Raw genomic sequence first — 12,071 nt, 5'->3', positions numbered from 1 at the left:
GAAGCGGGCGTCAAAGGGCGGAAATTTGCGAAAATCGCAAGGTTCTAAAGGGCGATCACGCCGTCCTCGATGGCGCGGCAGAGCCGGTCGACGGCATCCGCCAGCTTTTCATCGATGACGTGCAGGTACTCCGTCCAGTCGTCCACATGGTTCACATCCTCCTTGCCGTCGGAAATGCCGCGCAGACTGACGAGCGGTACGCCGAAGCGCTGGCAGGCTCTTAAAACCGCAAAGGTTTCCATTTCCACCATATCGGCGTCGATCAGCCCGTAGGCCTCGCCTGAAACGACATTGGCGCCCGTGGAAAGCCGCGCCTCGGAAATGTCCGGTATCCGCAAAGGCAAGGCCACTTCGGCGGGCAGATCGAGCAGCGGCGTGCAGCCCTTTTCGAAACCGAAGGCGGAGGCATCCATGTCGCGATAGGAAACGGAAATGGCCTGATAGACGCCGGTTTGCTCCAGCGTCCGCGAACCGGCGGAACCGAGCGAAACGACGAGGTCCGGCAGGTGATCGGCCGCATCGAGACCGGCAAGAACGGCCGTGACTGCAATCGCCGCCTCGACCGGGCCGATACCGGTCATCAGCGGTGCAATGCGCGCCTGAAGATGGGGCCCGTATTCGGGGGAGGCCGCCATGACGAAGAGGACGGATTTATCCGCAACATGCGAAAGCCGGTAGCTCATCCGATAATATCCTCGCGACCCTTCACCACCATCATCGTGCCCGTCATGGAGGCGATCAGCTTTGCCGGCCCATCGGACAGGGCATATGCACGACCATCCGCCACGATCAGATTGTTGCCGGGCTTGATGATCTCGCCGCGAAACAGGAACCGCTCACCGCGCCCGGGCGACATGAGGTTGACCTTGAATTCGATGGTCAGCAGCGAGGCTTCCGGCTCAATGATCGTATAAGCGGCATAGGTGCAGGCCGTATCCAGACCCGCGGCGATGACGCCCGCATGCAATATGCCGTGCTGCTGCGTCAGCTTTTCATGAAAAGGCAGTTCGATTTCCACCAGACGGTGTTCGATACGGCTGATCTCGGCGCTGATCGCCTGCACCACGCCCTGCCGCGCAAAGCTTCTTTCTATCCGCTGACGAAAATCGCCGGGATCCGTGATCTCCATGGCCTACCTGCCTGCTTCTGCCTCATCGCAAACTGACATGGCGCGTGGCGGCAGGCAAGGCAAGGGCGGTGCGGAGAATTAGAACATTTCCAGAAAAAGTGGAGCCCGGTTTCCTTTCGGGAATACGAAAACAGTCTAGTTGAGCATGCCTATGCTCGCATTCAATACCGTGGCAAAGGCGACCCATACGGCATAGGGCACGAAAAGCCACATGGATATGCGGTCACGGCGGTAGGTGAGCGCCACAAAGGCGACGATGCAGATCAGCATCGGAATGATGATGATGAGCGCACCCGCCGGGCTCTGCATTCCGAAAAAAATCGGAGACCACAGGAAGTTCAGCACCATTTGCGTGAACCAAAGCCGCATGCGCGTCCCCATCGGCTTGCGGATCCATGTCCGTGCGCCAGCAATGCCGATCAGCACGTAAAGCGCGGTCCAGACGGGCCCGAAAATCCAGTTGGGTGGATTGAAGAAGGGCTTCTGCAGCGATTGATACCATTCGCCGGGCACATTGTTGACGCCAATCAGCGCCCCCACGGCAACAACGACAACCACAAAAACGATATAGACGGCAAGGTTTCTCATAGTCCGTCCAATGCAAAGGGCGGGCTTTTGTTCCCCTTTCTTTTCAGTATTTTAGCTGGGCAAACGCACGATGTGCTGGTCCCACGCCACGTCGCTGCGCCGGGTTTCGAAAAATCCGTCATAGGAAGATACCGCAATGCCTCTCGCGGCGGGCGCGACGCCTGCCGCTTCTCGCACGGTCGTCTCGGAAACGACGCGCCCGGTTTTCGCATCCAGCGTCACGGCGGCGTTGCCGTTGGGCGAGGTCAGTCCCACCAGCCCATCGCGCCGGTTGACGGCAATGGCCCCGACATAATTGGCGAGACGCACCGTCGTTTCTTCCGGCAGATCGACGAAGGCCACATCCTCACCCTTGGAGAAATGGCCGACAAGCGGCGGAAGATCGTTGCGCGGTCCCTCGTATTGACAGGCGAACCAGATACGGCCGTCATCGCCGAGATCGACATGACGGGTGGAAAGCTGCCGAAGCTGCTCCGGCATGGCGTGTTTCTGGATCACTTGTCCGGTCGAGGCGTCCAGAAGCACGAGGGACGGCTGCATGCTGTCGATATTGAGCTTGGTTCGGCCGAAATCCGGATGGGTTTCGATGCCGCCATTGGCGATCACGATCAGCCGGCCGTCATCGCTTACCGTCATGTCATGTGTGCCGATGCCATGCGCATCATATTCGCCGATGCGGGCAAAGCCGTTGCGGGCGTCATAGAGACCGATAACGCCGCGATTGCCGTCGAAGTCGTTTTCGCTGGCGTAAAGGATCGCGCCATCGGGTGAGAATTGCCCGTGGCCGTAGAAGTGGCGGTTTTCCGGTGTGTGCATCACAATCGGTTCGCCGCGCCGCGCGGGATCGAAGGCCATGAAGAAGGTGCCGGGCCGGCGCGCAAAGGCAACGGTCATGCCGGTCGCATGGCTCGTCGCCATTCCATGGGCGCGGGCAGGAAGCGCGACGCGGTCGATGATCTCGCCGCCTTCGCTCACCGTCGCAATGCCGTAGGACCCGTCACGGGCGCGAAAGGCGGAAGCGAAGACCGCGTCCGCCCGTTCGAGCGCATAAAGTGAACGGGGAGCCAGCGCGGCGAGAAAGGGAGCTCCTGCCGCCTTGATGAAGCTGCGCCGATCTATCAGCATCCGTTTGGCGCCGGAGATCATCGGTTCAATCTCCATCGGCGAAGGAAAAGCCGGAACTGAGGCCGATCGCGCCGCCATATTGATCGTTCAGGCGGTAGATCAGGTCTTTGCCATTGAGCAGCAGATAATCCACCTTGGCGCGCTGATCGTGCTGATCCAGCGCTTTTTGCACATCCGTATCGATTGTCCCGGCAACGCGGATCATCGATTTGGCGATGAAATCGATGGAGTTGACGATGGAGCGCTGATCCGGCGGTACGAGTTCGACCATATCCGCCGTGTGCAGCAGGGTCTGAACCGCCTTGATATTGGTGGAAATGCTTTGCCAGGTCTGGCCGGAGCGCCAATAAATGGCGGTGCGGGGAAAACCTGCCTTGTCCGGTCCCTTGTAGAAGGTTTCGATCCGCTGGTCGCGGATGGCTTCGGAGCCGTGGACGAGAATACCGAGCAGGGCAACAAGCGCCTCGCGCTCATCACGAAAGACGGGGTTGTCCGCTCCGGGCTCCGTCCAGTTTTTCTGCGCACCGTCAGGTGCGTTCCAGCTGTCGGAAAGCTCTGCCGCCACATTGGCGATATTGCCGGCGATAGCTGCGCCGTAGCGGCAGCGGAAATCACCTTTCCTGTCGAGCAGTTCTTCCGCTCCTGTTCCGTAAAGCACGAACTCAAGAGCGCCGAGCCCTTGCGCCGCAACGCTCTTGCCGCTGAGGCCGTCCGCACTCGTGACGCTTTCATCCTTTTCTGTGAGATAGCGCTGCACCTGTTTCAGCCCGAGACCCTTCTTGTCGGGGTAATAAAGCACCCGTTCGAAACGGTTCTTCTCAATGACAGGGCCGACACGTACGATCTCGATTGTCGACCAGCTTGACACCGTATCGACAAAGGCAGCCTTGGCCGCCGCCGCCGTCGTTTCCGAGGGAGCGGTGCAGAAAGCTTTCATGCGGTCTTCCAGCCTCTTCGCCGACTGCCGGAAGCGGTCATAGCCGGGACGGATAAAGCCGTTTACCGCCTTTTCCATCACACTCTGCACCTTAACCGGGTCGAGCGGCGGTGGCGGCATCAGTTCGACATCCTGCGCCCTCGCCGGAAGCGTGGTCAGAAGCACCAATACGGACATGACGCCGGAAATTTTTCGCATGGTATTTTTCATCAAAGGGACTCCAGAAAGGCCAGCAAAGCCTGCCGGTCGGATTTTTGCAAGGTGGCGAAGGCGTTTCGCGCTTTTTGCCCTTCGCCGCCATGCCACAATATCGCTTCCGGCAGGCTGCGCGCCCGGCCGTCATGCAGGTAAAAACCGTTGCCATTGACCTTTTGGGTGAGGCCTATGCCCCAGAGCGGCTGGGTCCGCCACTGCCGTCCGCTGGCTTCGCCCACCTGCTGGCCATCGGCAAGTCCTTCGCCCATGTCGTGCAGCAGAAAATCGGAATAGGGCCAGATCAGCTGGAAAGCATGCATGGGGTCGGCGGCGTCGCGGCGGGTTACGAATTTCGGGGTGTGGCAGGCCGTACAGCCGGAGGCGTAGAAAAGCTGCTTTCCCTGCAGGACCATCGGATCATCGACGTTGCGGCGGCGCGGCACGGCGAGGTTTTCGGTATAGAAGGTGACGAGATCGAGAACCGGATCGGGCGCCTCCACCGGCCCGAGCCGGGGCTGCACGCCGGTCGGCATGGCAAGACAGTCCTTCTGGGCCTCGGTGCAATCGCCATAGGCATTCGGCGCATCCGGCGTGGAAATGCCGATATCGTGGGAAAAGGCGCTGGCGCTCTGGTCGCGCACGCTCGCATTTTGCGCTTTCCAACCAAACCGCCCGAGTTTCACCTCGCCAGTGCGATGGTCTTTGACCCATGCGGGACGCCCGGCAATGCCGTCGCCATCGTTGTCGTTCGGGTCGGCCTTGGCCAGAATATCGGCCTCGGCAATGGCCTCAATCAGGCCCAGCCCGAGGGTGGGCATGGCAATGCGCGCTGAAAGCGCCGTGTCGGCGCCAAGCGGGCCATATTGCAGATTCGCCACGGCATAGTCGGGCTTGCGTAACATCACCACCTCGCCATCCGCGAATTGAACCGGCTCTTCCCTATAGGTGATGACTGGCTTGCCTTCGGCTGCAAGGCCGGGAATGGCCAGGTTCTGAAGCTGCCGGCCATAGGTCTCATCGGGAAAATTCAGCACTTGGTGGCTGGCAATGGCCTGTCGTTCGGCTTCGTTGCGGGCCGGTCGCGCCAGCCGCAGAAACAGCGAGACGGCGTCTTCTCCGGCAAGGGGCGGTCGACCCCTGCCATCCTTGACATGGCAGGTCTGGCAAGAACGTGCGTTAAAAAGCGGCCCGAGCCCATCCGAGGCCTGTGTGGAAGAAGGGGAGGAGACCCAGAGCTTCTGGAACAGCGCATTGCCGAGCTTGAAATCCTGCTTTCGCTCGAGCGGCATGGTGGTGGAAGGATGTGAAAACGCGCCGCTGTCGGCTTTGCCGACACTTGTCGTCGCTCCGCCTGACATGGCCTCGAAAGGTTCCGGCCTGGTAAAATACGTCGTTGGCGCGGTCACGGCCAGTACGCGACTTCGATCTTTTTCCGTCAGATCGTCCCGCAGCGGTTCGGCAAGCGCAATCGACGCTGCAAGGCAGGCTGCCGCGGCGAAGAAGAATGGCTTGCGGATCGGCGGCGGCAAAAATTGCATGAAAACAAGGGTGGATGGAGAATAACGGGCCGCGGCGATCCACGGCCCGCTTTACCGCTTATTTGAAGACGGTGTTAGGATTGTCGAGGCTGTCGGAGCCTTCAAGCTCGATCTTGCCCAGATCGAGCGCCGCAATGACGCGTTCGACAGTCTTCGTCTGGTCGAGCAGGCCGTCGATGGCCGTCTGAACCACGGCGTTGCCTTCCTTGTTGCTCTCGCCGATCATCTGGTCATAGGCCTCGACGGTCTGCGCGCGCTTTTCCATCGCGTGCATGGCGTCGAGCGTCTTGTTCAGCTTCGCCAGCATTTCGTCGTTCAGAGCCTTGTCCTTGGCGCCGACCAGTTCAGACAGCGAGGCGCCCGTCATCTTCGTTCCGTCTGCGCGGGTGTAGTCACCGGTATAGGCCGAGGCGATGCCGATCGCGTCGTAAAGATGCGAATTGTAGGTGTTGTCGGAGAAGCAATCATGCTCTTCTTCCGGGTCGTGCAGCAGAAGGCCGAGCTTCATACGCTCACCCGCCAGCTCGCCATAGGAGAGCGAACCCATGCCGGTGAGGATGGCGGTGAGGCCCGCTTTCGGATCGGCTTCCAATGTCTTCGTGGCTTCGCCCTCCGGCGCCCAGGCATCCACCATCTCCTGAAGATCCTTGATCAGCAGGGTCGAAGCGGATTTCAGGTAATCGGCGCGACGGTCGCAATTGCCGTTCGTGCATTTTGCTTTGTCGTAGTCGGTGTAGGGGCGGTTGCCTGCGCCCGGTCCGGTGCCGTTCAGATCCTGACCCCAGAGCAGAAATTCGATGGCGTGGTAACCGGTCGTGACATTGGCTTCGACATCGCCCGCCTCGTGCAGGCTTTCGATCAGCTCGGGGGTGATCTTGGAGGCGTCGACCTCTTCACCGCTGATCTTGATCTTCGGATTGGCGATGATGTTGGCGACGTAAAGCTCGTTCTCGTCGCTTTCCGTCCCGTAGGAGCCGTCGACATAGTCGATCAGGCCTTCATCCAGCGGCCAGGCGTTCACCTTGCCTTCCCAATCGTCGACGATCGGGTTGCCGAAACGATAGACTTCCGACTGCTGATAGGGAACGCGGGCCTTGATCCATGCTTCCCGGGCGGCTTTCAGGGCTTCTTCGCTCGGCGTTGCGATCAGCGCATCGATAGCCTTGTCCAGCGCCTTCGCCGTGGTCAGCGAATCCTCATATTTCGCATGCGCGACATCGGCGTAATGCTTGACGACGGCCGCCGCATCGGTGGCAGCCCGGGCGGGAAGCGCGGTGAAAACCGCAGATGCGGCAAGAAGCGCAAGAGAAGCGCTGAGAATGGTTTTGCGGATCATGATCCCTCTCCTTCGACAGGCGCGAAATGACTTCGCGCCGCGGCAAGCGAGTTCTGACCCAATCATAAACTTGTGTCAAACATTCTAGTTTAGAATGCTTAGAAACAAGACCCGGCGTCGTATTCCAAGAAAAATCGGTGCTTGCAAAGACGGTACTATGCTTTGCGCTTCATCAAGCAGAAGAAGAAGCCATCCGTATCTGTGGTTGCAGGCGTTAACGTCACTGTCTTGCCGTCGGAGGAATGCGGTTTGTTCGCGTGGCCGCCGAAAGTCAAATGCCAGCGCTCCAGTGCAGAACCGATCGTAAATTCTGGATTTTCCTTACAGAAACGTCCGACCTGCTGTTCGTTTTCTTCAGGCAAAACCGAACAGGTGACATAAAGCAGCTCGCCGCCGGGCCGCACGAAACCCTTGGCCTGCGAAAGCGCCTCGCCCTGCTGCTGCACGCGTTCTTCCAGATTGCGCGCCGTCAGGCGCCATTTGGTGTCGGGACGGCGGCGCCAGGTTCCGGTGCCGGTGCAGGGTGCGTCGACCAGAACGCGGTCGAATTTTTCCTGGAACGGGGCAAGGCCCGCTGCGCGGTCATGCACCTGCACATTGCGCGTACCGGCACGCTTCAGCCGCTCGATGATTGGCGCGAGCCGCTTGCGATCGGCATCGAAAGCGTGGACCTGACCTTTATTGTTCATGCTGGCGGCCATGGCCAACGTCTTGCCGCCACCACCGGCGCAATAATCGAGGACCTGCTCGCCTTCCCGAGCACCGGCAAGATCGGCGACGATTTGCGAGCCCTCATCCTGCACTTCGAACCAGCCCTTCTGGAAGGACAGTTCGGCGGTGACATTCGGTAGACGGGATGGGCCTTGGCCGGCGGGAATGCGCACACCCTGCCGGGCGATATGCGTGGCTTCCGCGCCGCTCTCCTCCAGCGCCTTCAGCACCTTGTCGCGCGTCGCTTTCAAGGTGTTGGCGCGCAGATCAAGCGTGGGCCGTTCGTTGAGCGCCTGCGCCTCGGCGAGCCAGCGCTCTCCAAAGGCGGTTTCGAAGGAAGATTGTACCCATTCGGGTATGTCGCCCTGAATATAGGCCGGTGCGTCACCGAAGGAACGGGAGAGGAAGGCCTTCTGCCTTTCCGCATCGGGTGCGGTGGGCGCGAATTTGTCGCCGTCGAATTCCGCCTCAAGGTCCGAAAAGCTTTTGCCCCACTGCCGCAATAGAACCGCATAGGCGAGAGAGGCGGCGCTGTCGTCATCCATCAGCCAGGCGTGGGAGAGCTTCATGCGCAGCGCGTCATAAACGATGTTGCCGATTGCGGCCCGGTCGCCGGAACCGGCGAAACGATGGGCAAGGCCCCAATCTTTCAGAGCATCGGCGACGGGACGCCTGCGTCCCTCAATATCCGCCAATACTTCGATTGCTCCGGCCAAACGCCCGCCTAAACGCATTGTCTACCTCGTTCTTGTGCTAAGCCCGGTTGGTAGACGCGAATGACGGCGAGGGCAAGGCTCAATCGGCCTTGACGATCTCGTAGCAGACCTTGGCGGTGCCGGAATTGATCATGCCGATGTTCTTGGCGGCCGCCTTGGAAAGATCGAGAACGCGACCCTTGATGAACGGCCCGCGGTCATTGATACGCACCACAACGGCCTTGCCATTGCGCGCATTGGTCACCTTGATCTTGGTGCCGAACCGCAAAGAGCGGTGGGCAGCGGTCAGGTGGGCAGCGTTCATGCGCTCACCCGAAGCAGTCTTGGAGGTCAACGCATACCACGATGCGCCTCCACAACCATTTGCCGCATTCGCCTGAAGAGGCGCAATGATGGAACAGGCGGCGATAGTTGCAGCGGTGAAAGTTATACGACGGATATTCAACAAACTGTACTTCCCTGAAAATCGGCCCCGCGCCGATTGATTGTGCCCTTGCTAAACGGCCATGAACTGGCCTGAACGCCTTTTGATGCGAGATTGTAGGGCGAGGGAAAAATGGCGAAAAAAAGCTGAGCTCAAATCACGAACCGTTACAGCCTGTAATATTCGTGATCGTTAGCCGGGAGCCTGTCAGAGCGTGCTTTAAGAAAAAAGTGGAAAAAATAACGCGGAATCAATAGTTAATCGAAATGCTGTTGCAGGTCACGACTTCGTGAATCTGGTTCACGAAATGTAAGTGAAATATTTTTCTAATTACTCTGAATTTACTGATTTTTGGGCGGTTAATAAAATCCTAATTGGCTGAAATGAGACGAAAACCATCCGCAAAAGCGGGCTTGGAAGGATTTTTCATCACTTTTCGACAGGGGATTTTTCAGCCCCGCCAGACGCCGTTTTCCCACAATTGTCTGAGGGAGAGCCTGTACTCCGGAAAGCGGAAATCGAAGCCGAGATCGCGTATTCTGGCGTTGGAAACGCGCTTGTTCTCGCCATAAAAAGAGCGCGCCATCGGCGTCAGATCGGCGGTCTCGAAGGCCTGTTCGGGTGGCGGTTCCACCCCCATCAGCGCTGCTGCGAAGCTCACCACATCCTGCGGCGGGCAGGGTTCATCGTCGGTCACGTTGAAGATGCCACGTTCGTCTTTCGCTACAAGAAAGGCAAGTGCTGCACCGATATCCTCGACCCGGATGCGATTGAATACCTGATCTTTCTTCACTAGCCGCCGCGCCGTTCCCTTCTCGAAATTCATGAAGGTATTGCGTCCGGGGCCGTAAATTCCGGAAAGGCGCAGGATGGAAAGCGGCGCACCCGCCTTTTCCGCCGCCGCAGTCCAGGCGGTTTCCGCAGCCACCCGTTCCACGGATCGCGCGGAGACCGGGCGGCAGGGCGTTGTCTCGTCCACCCAGGCGCCGCCATGATCGCCATAAACGCCGACGGTGGAAAGATAAGCGACCCATTTCAGATCGGGCATGAGCTTTTTCAGATCGCCGCCCAGAAGCGCAAGCAGCGGATCGCCATCCTTGCCCGGCGCGACGGATTGTACGAGATGGGTAACATTGCCCATTGCGGCGACGAGTTCGTCGTTGAGTTGAATACCGTCGAAGAGCAACGGCGTCATGCCTGCGGCGGCGAGGTCTGGGAACCTGTTCTGGCTGCGTGTGGTGCCGGAAACGCTTGCTGCTTCGGTCTTTAGCGCGTTAGCGATTGCTTTTCCTGAATATCCCGCGCCGAAAATCATCACATGCATGCGTCACGCCCCTGCCAGTTGCCATTCCATTTCGGCCTCCGGATCAGGCTCCGGGGCGCGACCGGCAGAGTATGTACGGAATTCGTCCCTGTCCATAAGCCGTGACAAAGCCCATGCGGCCATGCCGCGCACCTCCGGCGAAGGGTCTGTTTCGGCAAGCGCCTTGCATTGTTCCACGAATTGCCGGTCGGCGGAGTTGCCCGCCGCGATCAGCACGTTGCGGATGAAGCGATTGCGGCCGATGCGCTTGACGGGCGAGCCGCTGAAGAAACTGCGAAAGGCGGCGTCATCGAGCGTGAGCAGGGAGGCGATGGAAGGCTCCTTCAAATCCTCGCGCGCCTGCAATTTCATCTCGGAGGCGCTGGCTGCGAATTTGTTCCACGGACAGGCGGCAAGGCAGTCGTCGCAGCCATAGATGCGATTGCCGATCATCGGCCGAAATTCGTGCGGGATCGGCCCCTTGTGCTCGATGGTGAGATAGGAAATGCAGCGGCGCGCATCCAGTTGATAGGGCGCGGGGAAAGCGGCCGTCGGACAGGCATCGAGACAGGCGCGGCACGACCCGCAATGGTCCCTCTCAGCCTCGTCAAGACAGAGTTCGGCCGTGGTGAACATGCTGCCGAGAAATAGCCACGAACCATGGGTGCGGCTGACGAGGTTGGTGTGCTTGCCCTGCCAGCCGAGACCGGCGGCGGCGGCAAGCGGTTTTTCCATTACGGGTGCGGTGTCGACAAAGACCTTTACGTGCTCGCCGGCACGCGCGGCAAAACGGGTAGCGATTTCTTTCAGCCGCCCCTTGATGACGTCGTGATAATCGCGATTGCGGGCATAGACCGAAATGGCCGCCTTGTCGGGTTTGGAAAGCAGGCCGCGCGGATCTTCTTCCGGACCGTAGTTCAGCCCGAACATGACGATGGAACGAACGTCTCCCCAGAGCGTTTTCGGCTCTGCCCGGCGGGCCTCGGTTTCCTCCATCCACGCCATCGTGCCGTGATAGCCATTGTCCAGAAACTGTCTCAGCCGTTCGGGTGCGAGCGGAATGCTGTCTGGGGCAGTGATGCGGCAGAGATCGAAGCCAAGTGAAAGCGCTTCCCGACGAACGAAGTCCGTCAGTTTATGCGCGCGTATTCGCTGCTTTTCGCTCGCGACGTCGATGGTCGTGTCTCCTGCGGGTTAATCTGCGGCATATATAATGCATGTCGCCCGAAAGTGTGCAGCGGTTTCGGGACAACGACATGCTTTACATAAAGCCGCACGCCGCAGCAAATAACCGGATGGGCAGACCTTAGAAGTCCAGATCGGCGTAGTGGGAAGAAGGGGCAAGTCGGGGAATGCGTTCGCTGAGGAACGGCCGGAAGGAAGGCCGGGATTTCACCCGCTGATACCATTCCTTGGCAATCGGCGCTTCGAGCCAGTTGATCTCACCGAGATAATCCAGCACCGAGACCGCGGCAGCCGCGGCAAGATCGGCATAGCTCAACCGGTCGCCGGCCAGCCAGGTGCGCGAGCCGGCCAGCCATTCCAGATATTTGATGTGCTGGCGAATATTGTTGCGGGCGGTGCGCAGCAGCTTGGAATCCGGCGGTCCGCCACCCTGCGCCGCCGTCATCTGCAATTTATAGACCCGTTCCCGCACCAGCGGCCGGGTCACGTCGTTTTCCATCTTCTGCAGAAACCATTCCGTCAGCCGGCGGATTTCAGCACGCTGAAACGGGTCTTCGGCAAGAAGCCGACGGTCGCGCTTCAGAACCCCGTGCGTTTCGTCAAGAAATTCCGCAAGCACATAGGGCCCGCTCAGCGACCGCATATTGTCGTCCAGATAGACCGGCAAGGTACCGGCAGGATTGAGCGCCAGAAACTCTCGCCGTCTTTCCCATGGCTGCTCCTCCACGAGATCGGTCTGGAACCCGTATTCCGCAAGGATCAGACGAACGAACCGGGATGCGGTCGACATCGGAGAGTGATAGAGAGTTGGCATCGGTACTCAATTTTTACGATTGGTTGTCATGATCGGCATTGCCGAAAAACTTTTTCAGTTTCGCTTCATC

Annotated in this window: 12 protein-coding genes; all 12 read right to left on the bottom strand. The window is 59.4% G+C overall.

Annotated features, from left to right (window positions below; genetic code table 11):
• Positions 1-44 precede the first annotated feature (44 nt).
• Positions 45-683 (bottom strand): 5'-methylthioadenosine/S-adenosylhomocysteine nucleosidase, encoded by a 639-nt coding sequence (locus PL599_RS21220; protein WP_271359866.1) that lies wholly within the window; start codon positions 681-683, stop codon positions 45-47.
• Positions 680-1,129 carry a PaaI family thioesterase gene (locus PL599_RS21215; protein WP_077983757.1) on the bottom strand — a complete coding sequence of 150 codons (450 nt, stop codon included), beginning with the start codon at positions 1,127-1,129 and terminating at the stop codon, positions 680-682. Before PL599_RS21215 ends, PL599_RS21220 begins: the two co-directional genes overlap by 4 nt.
• A gap of 135 nt (positions 1,130-1,264) precedes the next feature.
• A complete protein-coding gene (locus PL599_RS21210; protein ID WP_142913724.1) occupies positions 1,265-1,717 on the bottom strand; it encodes a TspO/MBR family protein in 453 nt (150 codons plus the stop codon).
• Positions 1,718-1,768: 51 nt separating this feature from the next.
• Complete coding sequence (locus tag PL599_RS21205; protein WP_271359865.1) at positions 1,769-2,863, bottom strand: DUF1513 domain-containing protein; 1,095 nt, start codon at positions 2,861-2,863, stop codon at positions 1,769-1,771.
• A 4-nt stretch (positions 2,864-2,867) separates the two neighbouring features.
• Positions 2,868-3,989, bottom strand: a complete 1,122-nt coding sequence (locus PL599_RS21200) for an imelysin family protein (RefSeq protein WP_173987935.1) — start codon at positions 3,987-3,989, stop codon at positions 2,868-2,870.
• Positions 3,989-5,512: a di-heme oxidoreductase family protein gene (locus tag PL599_RS21195; RefSeq protein WP_269825220.1), complete on the bottom strand. Its 1,524-nt coding sequence runs from the start codon at positions 5,510-5,512 to the stop codon at positions 3,989-3,991. Before PL599_RS21195 ends, PL599_RS21200 begins: the two co-directional genes overlap by 1 nt.
• A gap of 58 nt (positions 5,513-5,570) precedes the next feature.
• Complete coding sequence (locus PL599_RS21190; RefSeq protein ID WP_269825219.1) at positions 5,571-6,848, bottom strand: imelysin family protein; 1,278 nt, start codon at positions 6,846-6,848, stop codon at positions 5,571-5,573.
• 155 nt (positions 6,849-7,003) lie between these two features.
• Positions 7,004-8,293 (bottom strand): RsmB/NOP family class I SAM-dependent RNA methyltransferase, encoded by a 1,290-nt coding sequence (locus PL599_RS21185; protein WP_269825218.1) that lies wholly within the window; start codon positions 8,291-8,293, stop codon positions 7,004-7,006.
• Positions 8,294-8,354: 61 nt separating this feature from the next.
• Positions 8,355-8,723 carry a septal ring lytic transglycosylase RlpA family protein gene (locus PL599_RS21180; protein ID WP_077983751.1) on the bottom strand — a complete coding sequence of 123 codons (369 nt, stop codon included), beginning with the start codon at positions 8,721-8,723 and terminating at the stop codon, positions 8,355-8,357.
• Between the two features lie 427 nt (positions 8,724-9,150).
• Positions 9,151-10,023, bottom strand: coding sequence for an SDR family oxidoreductase (locus PL599_RS21175; protein ID WP_077983750.1), 873 nt, complete (start codon positions 10,021-10,023; stop codon positions 9,151-9,153).
• Between the two features lie 3 nt (positions 10,024-10,026).
• Positions 10,027-11,178: a tRNA epoxyqueuosine(34) reductase QueG gene (gene queG / locus PL599_RS21170; RefSeq protein ID WP_269825240.1), complete on the bottom strand. Its 1,152-nt coding sequence runs from the start codon at positions 11,176-11,178 to the stop codon at positions 10,027-10,029.
• A gap of 130 nt (positions 11,179-11,308) precedes the next feature.
• Positions 11,309-12,001, bottom strand: coding sequence for a glutathione S-transferase family protein (locus PL599_RS21165; RefSeq protein ID WP_003520121.1), 693 nt, complete (start codon positions 11,999-12,001; stop codon positions 11,309-11,311).
• Between the last annotated feature and the right edge of the window lie 70 nt (positions 12,002-12,071).

The sequence above is a fragment of the Agrobacterium sp. ST15.16.055 genome (genome assembly GCF_027956555.1).
Taxonomy (GTDB): Bacteria; Pseudomonadota; Alphaproteobacteria; order Rhizobiales; family Rhizobiaceae; genus Agrobacterium; species Agrobacterium salinitolerans.
Note: the sequence above shows the minus strand (reverse complement) of the source record. Positions and strands in the feature narration are given on the sequence as shown.

Excerpts from the sequence above, each read along its gene's own strand:
- PL599_RS21220 (WP_271359866.1), bottom strand. The coding sequence starts at position 683 with ATGAGCTACCGGCTTTCGCATGTTGCGGATAAATCCGTCCTCTTCGTC.
- PL599_RS21215 (WP_077983757.1), bottom strand. The coding sequence starts at position 1,129 with ATGGAGATCACGGATCCCGGCGATTTTCGTCAGCGGATAGAAAGAAGC.
- PL599_RS21210 (WP_142913724.1), bottom strand. The coding sequence starts at position 1,717 with ATGAGAAACCTTGCCGTCTATATCGTTTTTGTGGTTGTCGTTGTTGCC.
- PL599_RS21205 (WP_271359865.1), bottom strand. The coding sequence starts at position 2,863 with ATGATCTCCGGCGCCAAACGGATGCTGATAGATCGGCGCAGCTTCATC.
- PL599_RS21200 (WP_173987935.1), bottom strand. The coding sequence starts at position 3,989 with ATGAAAAATACCATGCGAAAAATTTCCGGCGTCATGTCCGTATTGGTG.
- PL599_RS21195 (WP_269825220.1), bottom strand. The coding sequence starts at position 5,512 with ATGCAATTTTTGCCGCCGCCGATCCGCAAGCCATTCTTCTTCGCCGCG.
- PL599_RS21190 (WP_269825219.1), bottom strand. The coding sequence starts at position 6,848 with ATGATCCGCAAAACCATTCTCAGCGCTTCTCTTGCGCTTCTTGCCGCA.
- PL599_RS21185 (WP_269825218.1), bottom strand. The coding sequence starts at position 8,293 with ATGCGTTTAGGCGGGCGTTTGGCCGGAGCAATCGAAGTATTGGCGGAT.
- PL599_RS21175 (WP_077983750.1), bottom strand. The coding sequence starts at position 10,023 with ATGCATGTGATGATTTTCGGCGCGGGATATTCAGGAAAAGCAATCGCT.
- PL599_RS21165 (WP_003520121.1), bottom strand. The coding sequence starts at position 12,001 with ATGCCAACTCTCTATCACTCTCCGATGTCGACCGCATCCCGGTTCGTT.